Source organism: Bacillus salacetis, from assembly GCF_003581585.1.
GTDB lineage: Bacteria > Bacillota > Bacilli > Bacillales > Bacillaceae_B > Rossellomorea > Rossellomorea salacetis.
The window spans coordinates 80,633-103,806 of record NZ_QXIR01000012.1; the positions used below are offsets into that span (position 1 = coordinate 80,633).

The window sequence follows — 23,174 nt, forward strand, 5'->3', positions numbered from 1 at the left end:
GATGTTTCTTGCCAGCATTATTTCGCTTCTATTTTTTGTCGGGATCCTTGCCCTGGTTTTCTTTGGACTGAAGGCTTTGGGGGTAAGATTCTTCAGGGGTAAAAGAGGGAATTGGTTATTCGGTGGATACACAGCGATTTTACTCATTGCGGCAGTCATTTCCTATATGATTCCGAACACCGTTTCATACGGGGGAGAGCCAGTGTCAGACGAACGGATGAAACAGGAACAGCATCAAAGTGATGAGTTCTTCAGACTCGTGCGCGCAGGAAACATCGCGGAAGCAGAAGGGGTCCCATTGAAAAAAGAATGGGAGCTGCCGATAGAAGGGAATGAGTTGGAGGTCCCGTATACTAAATCGGACTACTATATATCTGTGCTTGTAGAGAGAAAGGATACAGCGGATGGAGTCATTGAAGCGGCCCATTATACGAGTAAATCCTTCCTTGCCAACATTGATGTCACAGAGGAAGTCCCTTCACCTGATCTCTCTATCGTAGAAGGCCATCTGGAGATTATTCCGCCGGAACCAGTTGAAATCAAAATGGCCAGGACGGCATACCCTTATCCGTTCTATCAATTTACAGAAGGATACAGTATGTTTGGAAGAGAAACGGATTTCTTTCATAATATGGAGATCATTTACTTGCGGGTGCCTTCCAATGTTGCCGTTACGGGGGACGTGGAGTATGTGGACAGCTGAATTTCCCGGCTCTGAGAGACAGGGTCAGATTTTAAAAGGCTGATTTCTTTTTAACTGTGCACGCGCAGCTTGAAGTTCACGTGATTTTAAAAAAATCAGGGAAGGTCCCGCAGACTCTGTTCGGAGAGCGGGACCGTCCTTTTTGTATTGGGCTTTTTGTGAGAAAAGAGCAGCTCATCCTGTTTTTCAGAGAGAACCTAAGGAGGGAAAGACCGGCTCTTGTGATTTTTCCGGAACAGCCTTGTGTTATGATAGGAAGTATATACCATATAAAAAAGGGGATAGGACATGAAGTGGTATTGGAGGGTCTGGAGGAATTACTTATTTTATGAGGGACGAGCGAGACGGACAGAATTTTGGGTATTCCAATTCATAAATTTACTCGTTTATTGGGTGTTGAAGTTCACGGAAAGCTATAAAGATTGGGGCACCCTTTTGACGGGGATCTACGGGCTCCTTGTTTTCCTTCCAGCCATTACAGTGAGTGTGCGCCGCCTCCATGACATCGGCAGAAGCGGGTGGTGGATCCTGATAAGTTTTGTTCCGGTAGTTGGGACGCTTGTGCTGTTTGTCTTTGCCTGCCTTGACAGTGAAGAGGGAAGCAACCGATATGGCCCGAATCCTAAATATGACTAGTGATATAAATGATGAGGTGATTGCCTGCTCAAACCGAAAGCAGGATAATCATCTTTTTTTATGAAAAATGCCTGCAACTTTTATCAGCGTCCAACCGTTTTTAAAGTGAAGGGAGGGGAGATATTGGACATACAACAACTGTATAAGCTGTACATCCATGATGTCTACCGGTATCTTCTCTCGCTGTGCAAGGATAAAGGATTAGCGGAAGATCTTACGCAGGATACATTTATGAAGGCTTATACTGCACTGGGGAACATCCCGCCGAAAGCTATGAAATCCTGGCTGCTGAAAATTGCTTATCACACGTTCATTGATTACATGAGGAGAAGCAAAAAGGTGACATTTGAAGAGCCGGAGTATTTTACAGGCATGACAGAAGGGCGCTCCGCCGAAGACGAGTACCAGGAGATTGCCGCCAAAGAGGAGCTTCATCAAAAGCTGGATAAGCTGAAATCCCTTCAAAGGCAGGCAATCATCCTTTGTGACATACAAGGTTATTCCTATAAAGAAGCAGCCGGAATAATGGGGGTCAAGGAAAACACACTGAAGTCCCATATCTTCCGGGGCAGAAGCCGGCTCAAACTGCTCTACAAGAAAGGAAGTGGCATGGAATGAGTGAAGAATGGAGAAAGAAACTTCAAGAGTATTATGAGGGCAGCCTTTCCGAAGAAGAAGCGGATGAAGTGGAAAAGGAACTCGAAAAGCTGGAAATCTATCAGGATATCATGGCTGATGAAATGGGAGCAGCGGAGCCGGAGAAGGATGTACTGCCTCCTGAAAAGATCGGCGAAATATTAAAAGGAAGTGTCCGGAATGCCCGGTTTTCCTTAATTGCCTATGTCACGATGATCCTCCTGCTGATATATCCTTTCATGACCATGATGAGCTATATTTACTATGGGTGGGGCGGCCGAGCGAATGAACTGATTGATGTAGCGGCCCAGACCATCTATGTTACAGAGCCGAATGTAAGCCTGGAGGAAATGGATGTCGAGGAGAAAGTCGGCTTATTTTCATTGGATGTTTACATGGATCTTTATAAAAGAGTCGGCAAAAAGGATATCAACTTAGGGGACTGGACCGTTTCCTACGACCTGGATAGCCCTGATTTTCCTGAACGGAATTACATTACGGAGAATCCGCCTGACGACATCCCTTATTTCGATTCGAAAAAACTATATCATCCTGATTCCACGATTTCAAACAGCGATAATGATCCATGGGGCACGCTGAAAAAGCTGCCGGAGGGTACAGTGGCTGAAGTGTACATCTCACTGAATCAATTAAGGGAACCTGCCGACATGCCGGAATTGACAGAGGATGCCGATGTTGAATGGAGATGGTATGCCATCGATACCGGGCTTGAGGCAAAAGGAAAAAGCCTTGAAGGCGGATACCTGCCGCCGATCGGGTATCCTGCCCAGACAGATCCGGATGCATGGTCACCTTACCACAGCGAAAAACCGAACGAAGAGCAGTTTATGGACAGCTTGAAATTCCTTGAAAAATATGAGGAGCAGGCAGTGAAGATCTCACATGGGAAATGGCTTGACCTTGATTATCGAATCAAGCACCTTGAAGCCAATGGCCTCTATTCATATGGAGGAGTGCTTACCGGCCCGGTCAAGGAAATATTGAAACTGAAGGACAATGACTCGGTCCGCCAAATACAGATAGGGGAGGTCCGCTTATGGAACTGGTAAAGAAGAAGACGGTAAAGACGAAAGAGACAAGGCTTGGCATCGCTTCTTTTATCTGTGCCTTGATTTCACTGGCCTATCTGAACATCTTTTTGATCCGGATGGATGATATCGGCCGCCTCTCTGATATTTTCTTCATGTTTCTCCCTTTGATCGGTGTCGGATTGGCGCTCTTTAGTTTCATCAGGATACAGCATCGAAAAACCTTCGCCTGGTGGGCATTGGGATTGTACGGCTTTATGCTCATCTGCATCGTGACGATTTTCTTCTTTGGCTTTGTGATCAATCCGAAACCTTAATGAGTGAAACCCGCTGATGCCGGCGGGTTTTGTTATTAATCAAACGTTTGACTAACATGTTGAAACGGCCGGGGGAAACCATCTCACTTTTGGAAAAATATTACCACCAAATGATTGTTTTACAAATAAATAGGAGGGAAAACAAATAAAAAAGAGGAGGGATAGTTCATGTCAGGCAAACAAGAAAAGAATGAAAACCTCAAAGAAACAGAACGCAGCTTTCAGGAAGAAAAGAAGAATGAAAGTGTGGAAGACAAGAGCAGGGTGCCCGATCAGCAGAACAGGCTGAAGGACAAGGAGAATTTGAGACGGTGATTGGTGAAGAAATGCACAAGAGGCTGGGAGATCAGTTGAAAACTAATTGATTTAAAGTCGAAATAAACGAAAATAAAACCGCATGATGTCAAGGTTATATACTTGATATTATGCGGTTCATTCATGTTATTAGGCTCTATATAAAAGATGTTGTTTTTAAGGTTATATACCGCTTTTTCCTGAACCTGGACGGAGTCATGCACCTGGAGCGGAAATCCATTCTTTTTACTCAACCACAATCTTTGCGAAGAGAGCTTTTTATTAAGGTTTTGTCCCAGTTGGTCAGTAATTGGAGCAATCGTCTAGTTTTCAGGAAGATCTTTCACTATCTATTCCCACTCTCATTCTTCACGTCAGCCTTGGGGTCCACCCGTGTTTCCCGGTCCACTTCTATAATTTCCAAGGAATCATCATCCTTCAATTTCTGTATCATCTGTATGCTTCCGCCAAACAGTGTGAAATCCAGGTCATGGTTTGTATGCAGGCACCAGTCCCGGTTTTCTGGCCACCAATAATTGGGAGTGCCGATATGGTCCGCACTCTCGGATAGTGCTGACACTTCTCCAAGATCTCCATAATACAAGTAACCATTTCCGTGCTTTTCGCTGTAGCTATTCACAGCCACTAAGTCATACTGAAAGTAACAGCTTCCTGTTGTGAAAGATTGCAAGATAGGGAGCAATGCTTGAAGGGTTTCTCCGTCCAGAGTTCCTTCAGCAGGGAAAAGCAAGTACCGGGGACCGCTTATTCCATGGAGGTTGATAATGGTGCGGCTGCTGAATTCCTTTGTGTATTTCAGATTATAGTTTAAAGCCAGGTCTTTAAAAGAGATCCGTTCGCGGCTGCCGTAAACAATCTCATCATCAGGACTGAACTGGCTCCACAGAAGGTTTTTGTCTGTTATAGAAAGGTCCTTGTGAATGGGATGCATGATTTTACAGTAATGGCTGTATCTATGGGGGATAAAGTTTTTCACAAAGGAACCCCGCCACTGTTCAAAATCAACCCTCTCCGTTTCGTCCCAAATCCATTGGAACGGGGAAAAGTTGAGTAGTTTCTTAGACATAAATCTTCTCCTCTGTATGCCGCGTTTCTTTTGCAAGAATATCTTTTGCTTGCTCTCTAACTGAATCGACACTTGGATGAGACGAGTTCACGATTATTCGTAATGCTTCGATCTCCAGCCCCTCCATAAAGATTCTTTTGGCTTTAGCTGTTCGGGAGTTTTTAGACTTTAAGGTGAAGCTTTCATTGATTCTATTCACCACATCTGCATTTGAAGTATATGTATCTCTTAACTGTTTAAAATCAAAGTAGTATTCAATAAAGATTTTCTTCCCCACACGATTTAATAATTCGCTCACTTCCACTGGTTTCGGCATGAGAAATTCTCCTTTCCGCTAACAATCTAAACATACCACAAAAAATGGTAACTGTGGCTTGCAATAATTTTTGTTATCAATGATTGATAATCACCAATGATTATATGAAATCAACAAAAAAAGAGGACGAAACCCGCCCTCTTCTCCAAATCTATTAATTTCCGTACCAGCTCTTATTGTTCTGGATCTGCGTATTATGACCCGGGTGCCAGTAATCGACGGAGTAAGAATAATCATAGTTCATGACACAGCGGATGCCGCTGCCCTGGGCGTCATGGCTCAGGCCGTAGTTGTGGGAAAATTCATGCTGCGCGGCTTTCGCAGTGTTGGTGACACCTTGGTCAAGGTTGACGCTGAACGCACTGCCGCCAGGTGCGGAAGGATACACATAGGCGATTCCGCCGGCTTCAAAGTTTGCATCCCTGGTGAATCCGACGACGAAGTCATAATTGTAGCCGCTCCAGTCCCTGCTCAGGTCAGAGAGGATCTGCGAGCTGTTTCCGCCTTGTGAAGACCAGTTTGCTACAGCCTGGACCTGGAAGTCGATGCCATGGTCACGGGTGAAAGCATCATCTGCCTTTTCAACGATTTGCTGGACGCGTGTCTGCCAGTCGCTGTAAGCAGCACGGTATTCTTCATCCGCTACAGCCAGAACAGTGACCGTTTTGGTTGCAGCAGCTTTTGCCTGGGCTTTATTAGTATTTTTGGAAGAGAGCGTTTTTTCTGTATTCATGGATGCTTTGACTTTCCCGTTTTCATCTAGCTCCACCACGTTGGTTGATTTCTCAACGACGGCCGGCCCTTTATCAGGGGCGAATTCCTTCGCTTTTGGAAGAGAATCAACATAAGTGGAAGTGACAGTGTGGTCATGGTGATGATCTGTTTCCATCGCTTTATCCTTTGCGATACTGAAGGCTGGAGCGACAGAAAGGGACAGGGCAAGAGTGACAGCGGCAATTTTTGATTTTTTCAAATTCATTCCTCCTCTGATAGATTACTTACTAAATTCGGAGAAAAAGCCTGTTATCCTGCTGTTTGAGGGTTGGGAAAGAACGAGAAATAATAGATATATTAATAGCGGATATTAGCTATTTTTGTGGAAATTTTCCTGAGAAAAGAGAATGATTCGACTCTTAATTTTGCCTCTCGATCTATTAAAACAGCATCCTTCTTTTCACCCCGTAAAAATTACCATTCCGGGGCTGTTACAGCTTTTCGCAATCGTCGGTTCAATTATGGTACAATCAGTTACGACAAAATGAGCGAAGGAAGTAATACGATGAGCAAAAGAGCACCCGTTAACAAAAACGATTATATAGAGGATGCCTATTTCGAAGACCTGACCCACGACGGGAACGGGGTCACGAAAATAGACGGCTATCCATTGTTCGTACCGAATGCCCTTCCTGGTGAAAGAGGGAAAGTCAAAGTGGTCAAGGCCAGCAAGAATTATGGGTTTGGCAAACTGATCGAAATTCATGAGGAAAGCCAGTACCGCCAGGAGCCCCCATGCCCGATTTACCATCAGTGCGGAGGCTGTCAGGTTCAGCATATTTCTTACGAAGGCCAGCTGAAGGCGAAAGAGAAGCATGTCCGCGATGTCATGGCAAGGATCGGCAAGCTTCCGGAAGTTCCGGTCCACCCGGCGCTTGGAATGGAAGAGCCTTGGAGATACCGCAACAAAGCGGCCGTTCCGGTCGGCGAAAGGGAAGGCGGCTTGGTCGCCGGATTCTATCAGCAGCGAAGCCACGAAATCATCGACATGGACCGCTGTATCATCCAGCATGAGAAAAATGATGAGATCATCCAGAAGGTAAAAGAAATCTGCCAAAAGTACGGCATACGCCCATATAATGAAGAAAAGCACCGCGGCACGCTGAGACATATCATGACCCGTTACGGCTACCAGACAGGCGAAGTGATGGTCGTCCTGGTGACACGCACGGCAGATCTTCCGAATCAGAACCAAATCGTTGAGGAAATCGTGAGCTCCATTGAAGGGGTTAAATCGGTCATCCAAAACGTGAACACCAAGCGCACGAATGTCATCATGGGAGACCAGACGAAGGTGCTTTGGGGAGAAGAAGTCATCTATGATTTCATCGGCGACGTTAAGTTTGCGATTTCAGCACGCTCCTTCTATCAGGTCAACCCTGATCAGACAAAGGTGCTATATGAAAAGGCACTGGAATATGCAGATTTGAGCGGAGATGAGAACGTCATCGATGCCTACTGCGGAATCGGAACCATCTCTCTGTTTCTTGCTCAAAAAGCAAAGAAGGTATATGGAGTCGAAATCGTCCCGCAGGCAATTGAAGACGCGAAGAAAAACGCCGAACTGAATGGCTTCACGAACACGGAATTCGAAGCGGGACCGGCAGAAGCCGTAATCCCAAGATGGTACGAAGAAGGCATCAAAGCAGATGTGCTAGTGGTCGATCCACCGCGAAAAGGCTGCGATGAAGCACTCTTGAATACAATATTGGAAATGAAACCGCGCAAGGTTGTATATGTATCCTGCAATCCGGCCACTCTCGCACGCGACTTGCGAGTGCTTGAAGACGGAGGCTACAAGACGCTGGAAGTCCAGCCGGTGGATATGTTTCCGCAGACGATGCATGTGGAGTGTGTGGCGCAGTTGGTTTTAAGATAAAAGATGGAAAAGGGACAAAGGGGACACCTTGTCCTTTTTCTTATGGCTTGGATGAAGTAAACATGCCTGCAGCTGTCTTAGGTTTGTGATCCGAATTCCCGAAAAACAACATCAGCCACAAAAGCAGCAAATCCCCTCTAAACCGTGCTCTAACCTCCCCGCAACCAGCAGTTGCAATGGGTTGCAACGATAATTATCTTTACTTTTTATGCTATTCTCACACATTATTGAATTATAGATTAGTAAAGGGTGGCGTTACGGAAATGGTTTTTAGTGAAAAGTTGAAAACGGAGAGAAAGAACAAAGGCTGGTCTCAGGAAGAGTTGGCGGAGCAGCTGTTTGTGAGCAGGCAGTCTGTTTCTAAATGGGAGAATGGCCAGAATTATCCTAGTATCGAAGTGATCATCCGCTTAAGTGACCTCTTTGGCATTACCATCGATGAACTGTTAAGAAGTGATGAAGAACTGCAGGAGAAGGTGATCAAGGATAGTAAGCAGTTAGCCTACCCCAAGGTAAAGTTTTTCTTTGATGTATTGTTCTTGATTGGGTTTGTCCTTTTGGTCATGAAAATCGGCGTTCTTCTTCTGAACAAATTTTTGTCTTTTGATATCACTTTTATTGGCGGGTCTTTCCTTTGGAACTTTGGTCCGTTGATACTGATGGTTGGGGGCGGTATTGGTTCAGGTGCCGTTAAGGAGAAATATAAGGAAAGCTGAATGAAGTATGGGTAGAACAGGGTGCAAAAAAATAGAGAGGAAAAGCTGAAGATTCAATTAGTGATCTTCGGTCTTTTTTTTTGTAAATGGAATGCAGCCATCCGGTCAAAGCGTCTGATTCCCTGCTGGCTTTGCTCAACTTGACATTCCCCGATTTTCAATAAATGATAGGGTTAATAAATATAAGGATGATTGCAATGAATGATACAGTAAATATTTTAATAATAGAAGACGACGAGGACATCAACCGCCTGCTGTGCAATATTGTGAGCAAGAGCGGCTATTCGCCAAAGCCGGCGTATTCCGGAACGGAAGCATTAATATACTTGGATTCTCAAAAATGGGATATGGTCCTGATTGACTTGATGCTCCCGGGTTTATCGGGTGAGGAAATTTTAAAAAAGGTAACGAATGAGAGCAATATCCCCGTTATCATCATTTCGGCGAAGCTTGAGACACAATCAAAGATCAATGCGTTAAGGGCGGGGGCTGATGATTACATAACCAAGCCCTTCGATATTGAAGAGGTTTCTGCCAGGATCGATTCATGCCTGAGAAGATATCGTGATCTATCGGGTCCACCGGTAACGAATCAATTGACACATAAGGACATTATTATGGATGTGGACGCTAAGGTTGTGACAGTGAACGGGATCCAGCTCAAATTGACGGCCAGGGAATATGAAATATTGCTTCTGATGATGTCGTCCCCCCATAAGGTTTTTTCCAAGGCGAACTTGTTCGAGAGCGTTTGGAATGAAAAATACTACGGAGATGAAAATACGATAAATGTCCATTTGAGCAATATCAGGAGCAAGCTGGCGAAAGCAAATGGGGATGAAGAGTATATTGAAACCGTCTGGGGAATGGGCTGCAAACTCAAATCTTAAGGTTTTCTTAAGAATTCACTTAAGGGTTTCTTATGGTTTCCTTCTTATAGTGTAGAAGTGTTCGAATTTAAATGTAGACGTAAGGAGGAAACTCATCGTGAGTGACTATGTATTGACGACGGGCCAATTGTCGAAAAAATATCAAAAGAATATGGCGCTTGATAAAGTGAGTTTAAAGATAGAAAAAGGTTCTATTTATGGGTTCATCGGTCAGAACGGTGCCGGGAAATCAACGTTGATCCGGGTGGTGACCGGCCTTGCCTATCCATCATCGGGAACATATGAATTGTTTGGGAAAAATAGTGAACGGGATATCATCGAAGCAAGGAAGAGAATCGGAACGATCATTGAAGGACCTGCATTATATCCCCAGATGACAGCCAAGGACAACCTGGAAGCACACCGTCTTTTGAAAGGCATACCGGGCAGGGAGTGCATCGACAAAACGCTTAAGCTGGTTGGTTTGCAGGATACAGGAAAAAAGAAGGCGAAGAATTTTTCTTTGGGAATGAAGCAGCGCCTCGGTTTGGCCATTGCATTATTGGGAGATCCCGAGTTTTTGATTCTGGATGAACCTATCAACGGACTGGATCCTATGGGGGTTGTGGAAATCCGGGAACTTCTGAAAAAACTGAACAGGGAATACGGGATCACGATTTTGATCTCAAGCCATATTTTAAGCGAGCTGCATCTGCTGGCCACACACTATGGCATCATCCATAAAGGCGAGCTGCTGGAACAGTTATCTGCGAAAGAGCTTCAAGAAAAATGCCAGCAGTACCTGCATATCAAAGTTGATGATCCGAGCAAGGCGGCAACCATAATAGAAAGCCGGTTAACTACACAGGAGTTTGAAGTGATGCCGGACGGAACGATCAAACTGTTTGCCTCTGTTGATGCACCAGGAAAAGTTTCCAAAATGTTAACCGATGAAGGCATGATCATCGAAGAATTCATGCCGATGGGGGAAGATTTGGAAACGTATTTCAGCAATCGCATCGGAGGTGTTCAGCATGGGTAACTTAATGAGGACAGAGTGGTATAAATTAAAGAAAGATCGATCATTCCGTTTCTTGAGCTGGATGCTGCTTGCGCTTGCTGTGCTGTTTCCTCTTATAGAATTCGACAATGGTGCTGCAAGCCTGCCTGCAGTAAGTGATTACTACAAGGAAAGCATACTTGGACCGCATGCGAATATTGTGAAGCTGATCCCCAGCATCCTCGCCGGTTTCTTTATCACGAGTGAATACTCCATGGGAACAATGAAAAGCATCGTATCTTCAGGGAAAAGCAGGCTGAGTATCTACTCTGCGAAGTTACTTGTGTTTTCCATTGGAGCAGTCATCATATCATTGATTTTACCTGTCGTGATGACAGGGGCGAGTGCTGTCTACTTTGGATTTGACGGCATGCCGGAAATCTCCTATTATCTTCAAACACTAGGGCTGATTGTTTTATACGGAGCAGCATTTGCCTCGATCATGGCAATCTTTTCGATTCTGTTTACTGACAGTGGAAAAACGATAGGATTTCTTCTGATGTTCTTTGTGTTTGCTGACTGGCCGCTGCAAATGCTGGCAGCCAAAGTGCCGTTTTTTGAACCGATACTCAATCATTCTGTTTTTATGTTGATTTACAAAATCAGCATCATAGAGAGCTTGAATAGCAGTGACATGGTTTTCATAGTAGTGATTCCGATTCTGACGTTCCTGCTGTTTTGGGGAATAGGCGTCTATATTTTTAAACGAAAAGAAATCAAGTAACCAAGAAAGCGGGTGAGGTCCAATGTTCTATTTGTTCATAATCGTCATGATAGCATTCGCCATTGTCCTCACTCGTTTCTATCTGCTGAAAAAAGAAATCAAACGTACAACCCGGCAGCTTCATCAATTCAATCAGAATCAAACAAGCAAGAAGATTGATATAAACTTTAATGACCGCCATTTCGAGGAGCTGGCAAAGGAAATCAATAATCAGATTGACCTGACGAAACAAGCAGAGGCAGTCAAGCGCTCAACGGAAAATGAGTTGAAACAGGCGATCTCTCATATCTCGCATGATATCCGTACGCCCATGACCTCGATCCTCGGATATATTCAGTTTCTGGAATCAGATGAGGTTAGTCCCGGGCTGAAAAAAGAATACATCGCAACGATAAAGAACAGCGCAGGAAGGTTAAAGGTGCTTCTTGAGGATTTCTTCGAGCTGTCGATTATTGAACAAACCGAATATCCGATGAAGATGGAGAGGGTCAGATTCAACGATTTGATTGTTGAGGCACTGCTCGGCTTTTATGAGGAATTTAATAAGAGGAAAATAGAGCCGGAAATGCATATTCCGGACAATGATGTCATGGCAATGGCCGATGCATCTGCTGTTAAAAGAGTAGTGGAAAACCTGGTGGTCAATGCCATCCGGTACTCAATGGGGAATGTGGCCATCTGCCTTGAAGAAAGGGATGAAGCGGTCCAACTGAGGATATCCAACACCGTCGATAAGCTTAGTGAACAGGATGTCCATCACATGTTCGACCGTTTTTATAAGGCGGATCAGACCCGGACAGGAAAAGGAACCGGGCTGGGGCTGCCGATTGGGAAAAGCTTGATGGAGAAAATGAATGGGAAAATCTCTGCAGACTTAAAGGGGAATCGATTGACCATGGTTTGCGAATGGAATTCCGTAAGAACGCCAACACAATAAATGATTCACCACTAAAAGGACAAGCTGACGGCTTGTCCTTTTTTCTATGGTTTAAAAGTGAGATGCCTCTCAATTGATTTAAATAAAAATTTCATTTTACATCGGTTCAAAATGTGTTGTCAAGAGAAAAGTTGTGATCCATTACAAAAAATGCTATAATTATAATCAGTTAATTTTTGACCGAACGTTTAAATCAACATTTGATAACACCAAAGGGAAATTCAAACAGTTTTTGTGAGCTTTTTAGCAATAGTACCCGAGTCATAACACAAGGAGGACTAGTATATTGAATTTAATCAATAAGAAAGTTACACATAAGCGGTTTGGTATGGGAAGTATCGTCAATCATAGCGATGCGGTGGTTGAAATACACTTCGCCTCGGAAAGTAAGAAATTCGTTTACCCGGATGTGTTTGGAAAGCACTTGAAACTGCATGATGAAAAAATTGCGGATTCACTCGAGAAAATTCTACACGAGAAGGAAATGGAACTGAAAGAGGAAGAAAGGAAGAAGGAAGAGGAGAAGGAGCTGCAAAGGAAATACCAGGAGCTTCGCCTCGGCCATGAAAAACTTATGAAAAATCATACGCTTCATCCTGAATCCCAGATGGTTTCGTGGTGTGATGCCGAAGAACGGAATACTGCCTTTTCAGAATGGAAGGTGTCTTCAGGTGTCATCAAAAGCGGGAATAATAAGGGGAAGCCTAACAAACCCATCCGCCTGCATCAGAACAGCGCGGTCCTGCTGACAGCGATTGATTCCGATTCGCCTGAAAAAGACAGGGAGATCCTGGGTGTCTATATGGTGAAAGATAATTTCATCGGGAAGCTTTGTGAGGATGGAAACATTCCTGCTCATTCCGAATACAGACTTCAGCTTACAGAAGAGGAATCCGCACAGATGCCTTTTTGGAAGTATTACGCGAATGAAAAATCCCCTCTGAAGACGACGTGGAATACAGGTAAATACCGATATTTTGATAACTCATGGATGGCCCAGATCCTGCGCGACATCGTTTCATTGAGAAGCGGCACCGAGGAACAAGAACTGGCACAGCAATTCCTGGATCATTTCTGTAAGATGAATCAAATTGTTGAGCAAGATTTACCGGAACCAAATGGAGCATTACTGCGTGCGTAGATAGGAGCAAGGATCACTGCAAATAGTGTTAAAAAGGGACAAGGCAGCGGCCTTGTCCTTTTTTCTTGTTGATTAAACGTTTGATTAACAGGATGGTTTTGGGAAAACCCAATCATTTATCCGAAAAGTACTGGGAGATGAACTCCCGATAGGAATTTAAGCTTGGGTAGCCCGAGAAGTTGGACAGCATGCCCTGGATGACCGGCACCCGCGGGTTCTCTTTGCCAATTTCCTCTTTCAGGACTTGGAAGGTGACGGCCAGTTCGTCCGAACCCAGTTTCTCGACTTCTTCTTCCAGGTCTTTCAGGACGGTGGCCAGCTTCGGCTGTTCCGAAAATAGCATGTTGGACAGAACCGTTTCTGCTTTTTCTTTTGTAAAGAAGGGCTTGTCCGTATGGATATCTTTGACGATGCTGTCCAGCCTGTTCAGCATGTATTCCGTCAGGCTCCTCAGATCGAAATTTTGTGTCGAGAACAGCAGGATGCCCATATATGATTTAATGATGCCTTCAAGGATGATCGTGATATCCCATGAGAAGGGCTCGATTTCCGGACCGTAGATTTCTATAATGTTCTTTCTGTAATTCTGATGTGTAGACATTTGTTTTTCAAAAATAAGCTGCTTAACAGTCTCATTTCTTGGGATGGCCTGCTCCTTGGCCAGCATGACAAGAAGGTCACGGTGGGTGATGAAATGGGAGTAGACTGCCATTTGTTCCCGGATCAGCTTTTCCCTGGGATCCTGAATATCCTTTATTTCTTCGCGGATTGCACTGCTGATCATGTCGAAATGATATTGCAGGATCCCCAGTAATAGGTCGTCTTTTGATTTGAAGTGTAAATAAAAAGCTCCTTTTGAAATCCCGCTTTCAGTGGCAATCTCCTGGACGGAGGTGGTTGAAAACCCCTTGCTGGCAAACAGCCTCATCCCAACTTCAATTATCTGCATTTCTTTTTCATTCATAGTAAATCCCCCCGGAACCCCGTGTTCAACTTATAGTATATCCGAAATGTGAAACTTTTGATAACGGTGATCGTAAATAACTGTGTAAAAAGTAACAAAAAGATTGACTACTGACTGGTCGGTCAGTTATATTTGATTTATTGCTATTGGGGTTATGACTAACCGGTCATTTACATTATACCAAAGCTGTCAACCTTATTCAAAAGGGAAGAGGAAGGTGTCTTTTAGTGAAAAGCTTAGTTAATTTTGTCCTCAAAAATAAACTTGCAGTATGGTTATTGACAATCATCATTACGGTAGCGGGTTTATATTCCGGGACTAAAATGAAGATGGAAAGTATACCGGATGTTTCAATTCCGTACTTAATTGTTATGGATGTGTATCCGGGCGCCACTGCTGAACAGGTCATGGACGAAATATCCATGCCGATGGAGCAGTCGATTGACGGACTTGAAGATGTTAAAGCTGTGTATTCAAATTCATCAGCAAACGTCTCCCAGGTTCAAATCGAGTATGAATACGGCGTGGATATGGATGAGAAAAAACGTGAGCTGGAAGCAGCCATAGATAATATTTCACTGCCTGAAAAAGCCGAAGAACCTACGGTCATGGCAATCAGCATGAATATGATGCCGGTCGTGGCATTATCCGTCAGCAGTACAGAGGGAGACATTGTTGATCTTTCCGCAACTGTTGAAGATAAAATTCTGCCGGAGATTGAAAAGATTGAGGGCGTAGGCTCATCGACGATCACCGGGCAGCATGTAGAAGAAGTAGAATTTACTTATGACCAGGCGAAAATGGAATCATTGGGACTCTCGGAAGATACGGTCAAGCAAATGGTTCAAGCAAGTGACATGGCATTATCCCTTGGCCTTCAGGAGTTTGAAGAAGGGGAAGAAGCCCTTGCGATTGATGGCGACATCAAAACGATTGATCAATTGAAAGAACTGATGATACCTGTTACACCATCAGAGGCAAATCCAAATCCTTTTGTAAAATTAGGGGATATTGCCACAATTGAAACAGTCGGACACGTTCAATCCATCTCCCGTACAAACGGGGAAGAAGCGATTGCTGTCCAGGTAACGAAAGGGCAGCAGGCAAACACAGTGGATGTCGTGAAAGCTGTTAAAGATGTAATTGCAGAACAAGAAGATGAAATCGACGGCTTGGTTATTGATGTCACACTTGACCAGGCAGAACCAATCGAAGACTCCGTTAACACCATGATCGAAAAAGCATTATTCGGCGGCTTGTTCGCAGTCATCATCATTTTGCTCTTCCTTCGTGACTTCAAGTCGACAATCATTTCAATCATATCGATTCCAGTATCAATCTTCATGGCATTCCTGTTGTTGAACTGGCTTGATATAACATTGAACATCATGACATTGGGTGCGATCACGGTTGCAATCGGCCGGGTAATCGATGACTCGATTGTTGTAGTGGAGAATATATACAGAAGGATGCATTTACAAGAAGAGAAGCTGCGCGGCCGTGCGTTGATCCGTGAAGCAACGATCGAAATGTTCAAGCCGATCCTGTCTTCGACTCTTGTAACGGTTGCTGTATTCGCGCCGCTTATGTTTGTAGGCGGAATGGTTGGCGAATTGTTCAGGCCGTTTGCCTTGACGATGGCATTTGCGCTGGGTGCATCATTGCTTGTTGCGATCACGATCGTACCGGCACTTTCTCACTTCTTATTCCGTAAGTCTCTATACGGAGAGAAGAAAGAATCGAAACATAAAGAAGTAGGAAAACTTGCTAACTGGTATAAAGGTGTATTGGTTAAAGTATTGAACCACAAAATCATCACCTCCATCCTGGCGATTGTTTTGCTGGCCGGTTCACTTGCATTGACACCTCTTATCGGTTTCAGCTTCATGGGATCGGAAGAGGAGAAAACGATTTACCTGACGTATACACCAGCAGCTGGTGAACTTGAAGATGAAACACTTGAAAATCTTGAAGAAGTTGAACAGGAATTAATGAAGCGTGATGATCTTAAGACGGTTCAGTTGTCCTTCAACAACAGCAATAGCGCAGACGCCTCCACCATGATGATGGGAGGAAGCAATGGAGCGTTGATGTATCTCTTCTTTGAAGATGATACGGAAAACTTCTCTGAAGTAAAAGAAGAAGTGGAAGACTACGTCTTTAACATTGGCCACTCCGGCGAATGGAAGTCCCAGGATATGATGGGCGGAGGCATGGCAACGAATGAAGTCAGCTACACATTGTACAGTGAGAATCTGGATGATCTGAATACTGCTGTTAACAATATTGAAGATGCTTTGAAGGACGTCAAAGACCTTGAAGATGTGGAATCCGACATGGAAAATCCATATGTAGAGCATGTATTGAATGTGGATCATGAAAATATCATGCAGTATGGACTCACAACCGGCCAAATCGTCGGGGCATTGACCGCTTCAGGCTCTGAAGAAGTACTGACAACGGTGGAAAATGACGGTGAAGAAATAGATGTAATCGTCCAGCGTGAAGAAAAGACGGATGCAAAATCCATTGATGAATTGCTGGAAACACCAATCCCTACTGCAACGGGCACGACGATGCCGCTGTCTGAACTGGTCACGACAGAAGAGGGTACAACGTATAACACCTTGTCCCGGAGTGAAGGGGAGTACTACGCAACGGTTTCTGGTACTGTGACGACGGACGATGTTTCGGCAGCAACCTCCAAAGCAGACAAGAAGATTGATAAGCTTGATCTGCCGGAAAGTGTCGAAGTTGGAGTCGCGGGTGTTGCGGCAGATATGCAGGAAACATTTACACAGCTTGGAATCGCAATGCTTGCAGCCGTTCTGATTGTTTACTTCATCCTTGTTGTAACATTCGGTGAAGGATTGGCACCATTTGCGATACTATTCTCGCTTCCATTTGCTGTGATCGGTTCCTTCGCAGGACTATATATTGCAGGCGAAACCATTTCCGTATCGGTCATGATGGGTCTCCTGATGTTGATTGGTATCGTTGTAACGAACGCAATCGTACTCGTGGACCGTATCATCCATATGGAACGCGATGGAATGCCGCTGCGTGATGCAATTGTTGAAGCAGGAGCGACAAGACTTCGTCCAATCCTGATGACAGCCATTGCCACAATAGGCGCCATGACACCAATGGTTTTCGGCGGTGCCGGATCTGCCCTCATCTCCAAAGGGCTGGCCATCACCGTAATCGGCGGTCTCACATCATCAACGATCCTAACATTATTGATCGTGCCGATCGTATATGAGCTTCTTTCTAAAATGTTGAAGAAGAATCGTAAAGAGATTGAAGAGAACTAAATATAAATAGTGAAACCCCCTCAAGTTGATCTGAGGGGGTTTTGTTTTGGTCTAATGCCTTTAGAATTAATCGGTGATTTGTTTTTTGGGTGGAGCGGCTTTATGTCGGGGTGTTCCTTTAAAGGGCCATTAAATGGAAAAACACACTTGCTGAAAATAACTAGTTTTGAAATAATTGGTATTAGAAATTAACCTTTAGGGGGGGCATAAAATGACACTTAGTGACTTTGGTTTATCAATATTAGCAAGCATTATCGCAGCATTATTAATAGGTGGCGCAATAACTTATAAAATAGTAATTAAAAATAATAAAAAAAGTATAAAGCAAAAGGGACGCACAAACACAGCTTTCATGGACTCTTCAATCAACATAAATACTAAAAATGAAAACAAGGGAGACAAGTAGCTTGTTAGAAAAAAGTTTAATTAAACAAAGAGGTCAAACTAATTTGGCTGTACAAAATTCAGATATTCACATTACTGTATCTATCTATGATGAAATAGAGCGTTTGGCAAATGAAGGTAGACATAATGAAGTAGCTGATAGAATTAAAAAACTTCTTGATTTTGTAGGAACTAAGCATCCCTTGTTCCCACACTATCGTTATAAACCTGCTCGCGTAGGTAATACTACAGTTTTGGAACATGAGGCTTTAACAAAAGAAGCATATGAGAAATATCCGCTTTCTTATAGTGGCCGCTTTAAACTAGCTAATCACGAAAAGCAAAAGCATATAGATATTCGTGATGTGATAGAAGAGGCATATTATAAACAAGAAGAAATTGAAATTAATATGCAGTCTTTTTCAACCTGGTTAGGTGATCAAATGGTTGAGACTCCAAACTTGGATCAATCTTTTGAGAATGGCAAGTGGGTAATTGTTCCAAAGGCCTTACCTGAGCCGATGAAAATGAAATTTTATTTCAAAGGGGAATCAGATACTTCTATTGTAGATTATCTTGAAATGGGTGTTTCCGGTAAAGAAGATGGTAAATTTATATTAATTGATAATAGCAGTCAAAATAATTCAAAATTACTTATTACCTTAAAGCTCCCTCTGTATTGGGATACTGACAAGGAGTATGGAAAGTCAACGGAAGCTAAAATAAATGTGAAAATCAAACCGGATTTCCGATCTAATGTGGAAGCCAATCGTTTACTATTAAAATTCTTAATGCAGGTATCTAATGATAAAGGAATTATAGCTTTTAAGAATCTTGAAGCAGATAAAGATATTATCATTGCTCCCAACTTCAGCTTTGAGGGGGACTTCGAAAACCTGGAGAAAGATCATATGTTTATTGAAAGGTTATACAAAATTGAGAAATACTATAATTTACAATTTAGTATACCTGAAGAATTAGATGAAAGCGATTGGGAATGGATAGAGATTTTAGAAAATGCAATAGAAAATAAACCTGTTAAAAAGAAACTAAAAATGCTTTCAATGGAGCTCAATGATAAGGAGGCAATACAAAATATTATTGAACATTTTGATTCTAATGAGGATGTTAAAAAGTTAATGTTTGAGCAATCTGGTTCTGAAGCTCGCTTGGAACTCTTTAATGAAATTATTCCCATAGAAAAGGTTCAATCTATATATAATAGTTTGAGGTTAGATGCTCTTGAGAAAATCAAAGGAAAGTTAAAATACATGGATCAAGGGGACACTATTAAGGTGAATTTTGTACCAGGAGATGATCCAGTATTTAGTGAATATTATTTTTTTGAGAAAAAGGTGTAATAGAATTTTCACCTTCATGTTTAACAAAGTACCCACCGAGAGAAGTTCTTTCAAAAAACTCAGGTATTATTTAACGTTTTATGTATAAGTTGTTTATTTTAAAAAGGGGCAATAACTGTACATCAACTACTTGATCACCAGTTATTGCCTATCTTCAATTATTGCAGGTTAATGGAATATCGGAAACTTAATTATTTTGGTATTCGTCTAACTCTTAAAGGCGGAGTAGAGTAAATATGAAGCGATTAATATTTTTTACTGTAATCTTTTTTCCTGTTGGCTGTGGACCTCAAATGGATTCTGACGGTGAGTTGGCGAAGCAATATCTTTTAGACCAAGGTTATGATATAGAATCTTATGAAGGTAACAAGGATTACTCTTTTACCAGAGCAGAACTAGGCGATATCCCACACAATTCAATGTGGTCAGTTCAACCCGTTTCGCCTGAACCATATATAGGAAAAGAGATAGCCCAGGAAGCATTTGTCGTTAAGAATCACCCTTTGAGTGAAATTTACGGACATCAGGAAGGTTTTACTGAGAAAGTTGAGGTAAGGGTGTTTATCTCCAATGGTGAGGTAATTGGAGGTATTTCAAATCCTGTCGGTGAGGGCATCGGCGGTTGTTGTTATTCATTAGATGGAAAGACTGCCGAAGAAATACACGGTGATGACTTAGTTCCACTCCTGAAGAAATGGAAGGATCAAAATTAACCCCAAAGACTAAATAGACCATCATTGAAATTATGTTGTGCAACCAACGGTGGCGCTAACGAAATAAGAAGGTAATAAAGATTTAACAAAAACAGAGTTATTATGGTCTTGTTTTTAACTGGAGCAAGCGAATATTGTGTTTCAAAAAGAACCTGAAAAGATAAAGGCCAAGTTTTTAATAAACTAGGGCCTTTTTTGTATCCCGCTTTGAACAAGTCAAAAGCAGCAGTCAAGGAAGACGGCGCTGCCTCTTCTCCTCAGAATACGAACTCTCATACTTCTTAGTAATCCGTGAAAGTGCCTCGATCCATCTCGTACATATTTTATAAGAGATTTGAAAAATAGGACTCTGTATAAAAGTGAAGATGAAGGTGAAGATGAAAACCGGTCCGCCAAGCAAAAGAGCGATTAGGAGGGCTGCGCTTTCAACGATTATTCGGACTTTGCTTATGGAGTATCCCAGCTTGTCGGAAATCGAAAGCATGAAGCCGTCTCTTGGCCCCGCGCCGATCCGGGATGCATTATACATTCCCCCGCCGATTCCCATAATGACAATTCCGTTAAAGAGGATCAGAATATCCAACGGAAGTATGGACGGCTGGGGAAGGACATCCAGCCACAGAAAAAGATCTACCATCGGCCCGACCATAATCGCATTGAAAAAAGTGCCCACATTAATATAGCTTCGGTCAATCACCAGTGAAACAAGGACAAGCACGATGCCAACCAGGACGCTCCATGTGCCAATGGTCAAACCCCATCGTTCATGAAGGGCGAGGTTCAGGACATCCCAAGGGTGGACGCCCAAGTATTGCACTTTAATGGCCACAGCTATCCCGTAACTGAAAAGGATCAGACCCAACAGGAAGAAAGGGATTTGTATTTTAAGCCTCACAACATCACTGCTTTCGGAGTATGAATTTTCCATTAGTTTAACGTATTACCCGATGGGATGAAAGATGTTTGTCTTTCGGAAGAAGACAATTGTTTCACCTGACATTTTTGTATTTTAATATTGTCTGAAAATTCACTCTGTTATATAATAGTTTTGGAGTATAACAACACTGTATTAAAACAGAATGGATTTATTTATAACAAAGGAGGAAACGGAATGGAAGGCTACGTTAATTGCGGGGAGTTTAAAGTGGCGGGTGTTTTCTATGATTTTATCAATTCTGAAGTCCTGCCGGGTTCAGGGGTCGAGGACTTTTGGATTGGGTTCGAAAAGCTTGTAAAGGAGCTGACTCCTGAGAATAAAGCTCTCTTGCAGAAGCGGGATGATATTCAAATGCGCTTGAATGAATGGCACCTGGGGAATCCTCAATTTGATCAGGAAAAGTATCGGGGATTTTTACAGGAAATTAATTATCTGGAAGCTGAGGCAGAAGATTTTGCGATTGCGACAGAAAATGTGGACGACGAAATTGCCATCCAGGCAGGACCGCAGCTGGTGGTCCCTGTGAATAATGCGCGTTATGCAATCAATGCTGCCAATGCCAGATGGGGAAGCCTGTATGATGCACTCTATGGGACGGACGCCATTCCTGAAGAGGGAGGGTATGAACGTGGCGCATCCTACAATCCCAGACGGGGAGAAGAGGTCATCGCGTTTGCTAAACAATACCTTGATGACACTATACCGCTTACAGCAGGATCGCATAGCGAGGTGGTGAATTATCGGATTGTTGGCAGCAAGCTGCAGGCACATCTTGAGGATGGAAGTATGGCTGAATTGATGGATCCCCTGAAGTTAACCGGATATAACGGTACGCCTGGAGATCCGAGTGTGCTGCTGATGAAAAACAACAATCTTCATCTTGAATTGGTCATCGATCGAAATGATCCGATTGGAAGCGGGGACAAAGCAGGGGTGAAAGATATCGTCATGGAGTCTGCTGTAACGACCATCATGGATTGTGAAGACTCCGTTGCGGCCGTGGATGCGGAAGATAAGGTGGAGGTTTATCGTAACTGGCTCGGACTGCTGACCGGAACATTAACCACTTCATTTCAGAAGGGGGACAGGACTGTCGTCCGTTCACTTGAGCCGGATCGAACTTATACTTCCATGACTGGGAGCCCCTTTTCATTGCGCGGACGCTCTCTTCTGTTTGTGAGGAACGTCGGCCATCTGATGACAACAAATGCTGTTTTGGACCAGAATGGCGACGAGATTCTTGAAGGGATCCTGGATGGGGTGATCACCAGTCTGATCGCAAAACATGAACTTCTTCATAAGGGTGATTTCAAGAATTCAACCAAGGGATCCGTTTATATTGTCAAACCGAAGATGCACGGGTCGGAGGAGGCGGCGTTTGCCAATAAGCTTTTCAATCGAATTGAAGATTTATTGGGACTTGAGCGGTATACACTGAAGATCGGGGTCATGGATGAGGAGAGGCGGACATCGTTGAATTTGAAAAACTGTATAAAAGAAGTGAAGGATCGGGTAGCTTTCATTAACACAGGATTCCTGGACAGAACAGGTGATGAAATCCACACATCCATGGAAGCGGGGATCATGTGCCGGAAAAATGAGATGAAAACAACTCGATGGCTGCAGGCTTACGAGTGGTCCAATGTTCATACCGGACTGGCTGCCGGATTCCAAGGAAAGGCCCAGATCGGAAAAGGAATGTGGGCGATGCCTGACCGGATGGCCGAAATGATGGAACAGAAGATTGTCCACCTTGAAGCGGGAGCCACCACAGCCTGGGTCCCATCTCCTGCAGCTGCCACACTGCACGCCCTCCATTATCATCAGCTTGATGTGAGACAGGTCCAGAAGGATTTGAAGAAAAGGTCCGGGAATAGAGAGGAAATGTTAGTGGTCCCGGTCGTGGAAAAGCCAGCATGGTCACAGGGAGACATTCAGCAGGAACTCGATAACAATATTCAGGGGATCCTCGGGTATGTTGTACGCTGGGTGAATCAGGGAATCGGCTGTTCAAAAGTACCGGACATCCATTATGTGGGGCTTATGGAAGACCGTGCGACACTACGGATATCCAGCCAGCATGTGGCCAACTGGTTGCATCACAATGTGTGTTCCGCACAGCAGGTAAAAGAGACCTTGGAGCGCATGGCTGAAGTGGTCGATAAGCAAAATGAAGGCGATCCGCATTACCAGCCAATGTCGCCGGATTTCCAAAACTCGGTTGCGTTTCAGGCCGCTGCCGAATTAATCTTTGCAGGATACAAGCAGCCCAATGGATACACTGAACCAATCCTGCACCGCCGGAGGTTAGAAGCGAAAGCCAGTGCGAAGAAAGTAATGAAATGAAATGAAGACTGCACCTG

24 protein-coding genes are annotated in these 23,174 nt (G+C 43.6%); 18 read left to right on the forward strand and 6 right to left on the reverse strand.

What is annotated here, in order from left to right:
- Position 1: 1 nt before the first annotated feature.
- The 6 genes from D3H55_RS10525 (at position 2) to D3H55_RS24205 (ending at position 3,656) form a co-directional block, all read left to right on the forward strand.
- A complete protein-coding gene (locus tag D3H55_RS10525) occupies positions 2-703 on the forward strand; it encodes a hypothetical protein (RefSeq protein ID WP_119546867.1) in 702 nt (233 codons plus the stop codon).
- Positions 704-991: 288 nt separating this feature from the next.
- Complete coding sequence (locus tag D3H55_RS10530; protein WP_119546868.1) at positions 992-1,339, forward strand: DUF805 domain-containing protein; 348 nt, start codon at positions 992-994, stop codon at positions 1,337-1,339.
- Positions 1,340-1,462: 123 nt separating this feature from the next.
- Positions 1,463-1,957, forward strand: a complete 495-nt coding sequence (locus D3H55_RS10535; RefSeq protein WP_168413039.1) for a sigma-70 family RNA polymerase sigma factor — start codon at positions 1,463-1,465, stop codon at positions 1,955-1,957.
- Positions 1,954-3,045, forward strand: a complete 1,092-nt coding sequence (locus tag D3H55_RS10540; protein WP_119546870.1) for an anti-sigma factor — start codon at positions 1,954-1,956, stop codon at positions 3,043-3,045. Before D3H55_RS10535 ends, D3H55_RS10540 begins: the two co-directional genes overlap by 4 nt.
- Entirely contained in the window at positions 3,033-3,341 is a 309-nt protein-coding gene (locus D3H55_RS10545) for a hypothetical protein (RefSeq protein WP_119546871.1), read from the forward strand. The genes D3H55_RS10540 and D3H55_RS10545 overlap by 13 nt, the downstream gene beginning before the upstream one ends.
- Positions 3,342-3,509: 168 nt before the next feature.
- Positions 3,510-3,656 (forward strand): hypothetical protein, encoded by a 147-nt coding sequence (locus D3H55_RS24205; RefSeq protein ID WP_168413040.1) that lies wholly within the window; start codon positions 3,510-3,512, stop codon positions 3,654-3,656.
- Positions 3,657-3,981: 325 nt separating this feature from the next.
- Here D3H55_RS24205 and D3H55_RS10550 read toward each other — a convergent pair whose 3' ends face one another.
- The 3 genes from D3H55_RS10550 to D3H55_RS10560 all read right to left on the reverse strand — a co-directional run bounded on the left by D3H55_RS10550 (position 3,982) and on the right by D3H55_RS10560 (position 6,011).
- Positions 3,982-4,722: a hypothetical protein gene (locus tag D3H55_RS10550; protein WP_119546872.1), complete on the reverse strand. Its 741-nt coding sequence runs from the start codon at positions 4,720-4,722 to the stop codon at positions 3,982-3,984.
- A complete protein-coding gene (locus D3H55_RS10555; RefSeq protein WP_119546873.1) occupies positions 4,715-5,038 on the reverse strand; it encodes a hypothetical protein in 324 nt (107 codons plus the stop codon). The genes D3H55_RS10550 and D3H55_RS10555 overlap by 8 nt, the downstream gene beginning before the upstream one ends.
- 154 nt (positions 5,039-5,192) lie before the next feature.
- Entirely contained in the window at positions 5,193-6,011 is an 819-nt protein-coding gene (locus tag D3H55_RS10560) for a zinc-dependent metalloprotease (protein ID WP_420808742.1), read from the reverse strand.
- Between the two features lie 306 nt (positions 6,012-6,317).
- On the opposite strand from D3H55_RS10560, the gene rlmD reads away from it, so the two are divergent.
- The 7 genes from rlmD to D3H55_RS10595 all read left to right on the forward strand — a co-directional run bounded on the left by rlmD (position 6,318) and on the right by D3H55_RS10595 (position 13,138).
- Positions 6,318-7,691 (forward strand): 23S rRNA (uracil(1939)-C(5))-methyltransferase RlmD, encoded by a 1,374-nt coding sequence (rlmD, locus tag D3H55_RS10565; RefSeq protein ID WP_119546875.1) that lies wholly within the window; start codon positions 6,318-6,320, stop codon positions 7,689-7,691.
- Positions 7,692-7,954: 263 nt separating this feature from the next.
- Positions 7,955-8,407, forward strand: coding sequence for a helix-turn-helix domain-containing protein (locus D3H55_RS10570; protein ID WP_119546876.1), 453 nt, complete (start codon positions 7,955-7,957; stop codon positions 8,405-8,407).
- A 197-nt stretch (positions 8,408-8,604) separates the two neighbouring features.
- Positions 8,605-9,297 (forward strand): response regulator transcription factor, encoded by a 693-nt coding sequence (locus D3H55_RS10575; RefSeq protein WP_119546877.1) that lies wholly within the window; start codon positions 8,605-8,607, stop codon positions 9,295-9,297.
- Between the two features lie 97 nt (positions 9,298-9,394).
- On the forward strand, positions 9,395-10,318 hold the full coding sequence (locus D3H55_RS10580) for an ABC transporter ATP-binding protein (protein WP_119546878.1): 924 nt from the start codon (positions 9,395-9,397) through the stop codon (positions 10,316-10,318).
- The gene (locus tag D3H55_RS10585) at positions 10,311-11,060 is read left to right on the forward strand and encodes a DUF2705 family protein (RefSeq protein ID WP_119546879.1); all 750 of its coding nucleotides are present in this window, start codon (positions 10,311-10,313) and stop codon (positions 11,058-11,060) included. The genes D3H55_RS10580 and D3H55_RS10585 overlap by 8 nt, the downstream gene beginning before the upstream one ends.
- A gap of 22 nt (positions 11,061-11,082) precedes the next feature.
- Positions 11,083-11,997 carry a sensor histidine kinase gene (locus D3H55_RS10590; RefSeq protein WP_119546880.1) on the forward strand — a complete coding sequence of 305 codons (915 nt, stop codon included), beginning with the start codon at positions 11,083-11,085 and terminating at the stop codon, positions 11,995-11,997.
- A gap of 286 nt (positions 11,998-12,283) precedes the next feature.
- Positions 12,284-13,138, forward strand: a complete 855-nt coding sequence (locus tag D3H55_RS10595; RefSeq protein ID WP_119546881.1) for a malate synthase — start codon at positions 12,284-12,286, stop codon at positions 13,136-13,138.
- Positions 13,139-13,250: 112 nt separating this feature from the next.
- Here D3H55_RS10595 and D3H55_RS10600 read toward each other — a convergent pair whose 3' ends face one another.
- Positions 13,251-14,102 (reverse strand): TetR/AcrR family transcriptional regulator, encoded by an 852-nt coding sequence (locus D3H55_RS10600; protein WP_119546882.1) that lies wholly within the window; start codon positions 14,100-14,102, stop codon positions 13,251-13,253.
- 227 nt (positions 14,103-14,329) lie between these two features.
- Here D3H55_RS10600 and D3H55_RS10605 point away from each other — a divergent pair, with 227 nt between their 5' ends.
- The 4 genes from D3H55_RS10605 to D3H55_RS10620 all read left to right on the forward strand — a co-directional run bounded on the left by D3H55_RS10605 (position 14,330) and on the right by D3H55_RS10620 (position 19,874).
- Positions 14,330-17,416: an efflux RND transporter permease subunit gene (locus tag D3H55_RS10605; protein ID WP_119546883.1), complete on the forward strand. Its 3,087-nt coding sequence runs from the start codon at positions 14,330-14,332 to the stop codon at positions 17,414-17,416.
- A gap of 211 nt (positions 17,417-17,627) precedes the next feature.
- Positions 17,628-17,822 carry a hypothetical protein gene (locus D3H55_RS10610; RefSeq protein WP_119546884.1) on the forward strand — a complete coding sequence of 65 codons (195 nt, stop codon included), beginning with the start codon at positions 17,628-17,630 and terminating at the stop codon, positions 17,820-17,822.
- A gap of 1 nt (position 17,823) precedes the next feature.
- Positions 17,824-19,161 carry a hypothetical protein gene (locus tag D3H55_RS10615; protein ID WP_119546885.1) on the forward strand — a complete coding sequence of 446 codons (1,338 nt, stop codon included), beginning with the start codon at positions 17,824-17,826 and terminating at the stop codon, positions 19,159-19,161.
- A 236-nt stretch (positions 19,162-19,397) separates the two neighbouring features.
- Complete coding sequence (locus D3H55_RS10620) at positions 19,398-19,874, forward strand: hypothetical protein (protein WP_119546886.1); 477 nt, start codon at positions 19,398-19,400, stop codon at positions 19,872-19,874.
- Here the strand turns inward: D3H55_RS10620 and D3H55_RS24210 are convergent.
- Both D3H55_RS24210 and D3H55_RS10630 read right to left on the reverse strand, forming a co-directional pair.
- Positions 19,871-20,107: a hypothetical protein gene (locus tag D3H55_RS24210; RefSeq protein WP_119546887.1), complete on the reverse strand. Its 237-nt coding sequence runs from the start codon at positions 20,105-20,107 to the stop codon at positions 19,871-19,873. The two genes, D3H55_RS10620 and D3H55_RS24210, sit on opposite strands and share 4 nt — an antisense overlap.
- Positions 20,104-20,769 carry a YczE/YyaS/YitT family protein gene (locus tag D3H55_RS10630; protein WP_119546907.1) on the reverse strand — a complete coding sequence of 222 codons (666 nt, stop codon included), beginning with the start codon at positions 20,767-20,769 and terminating at the stop codon, positions 20,104-20,106. The genes D3H55_RS24210 and D3H55_RS10630 overlap by 4 nt, the downstream gene beginning before the upstream one ends.
- Before the next feature lie 216 nt (positions 20,770-20,985).
- On the opposite strand from D3H55_RS10630, the gene D3H55_RS10635 reads away from it, so the two are divergent.
- Positions 20,986-23,157 carry a malate synthase G gene (locus D3H55_RS10635; RefSeq protein ID WP_119546888.1) on the forward strand — a complete coding sequence of 724 codons (2,172 nt, stop codon included), beginning with the start codon at positions 20,986-20,988 and terminating at the stop codon, positions 23,155-23,157.
- Positions 23,158-23,174 lie beyond the last annotated feature (17 nt).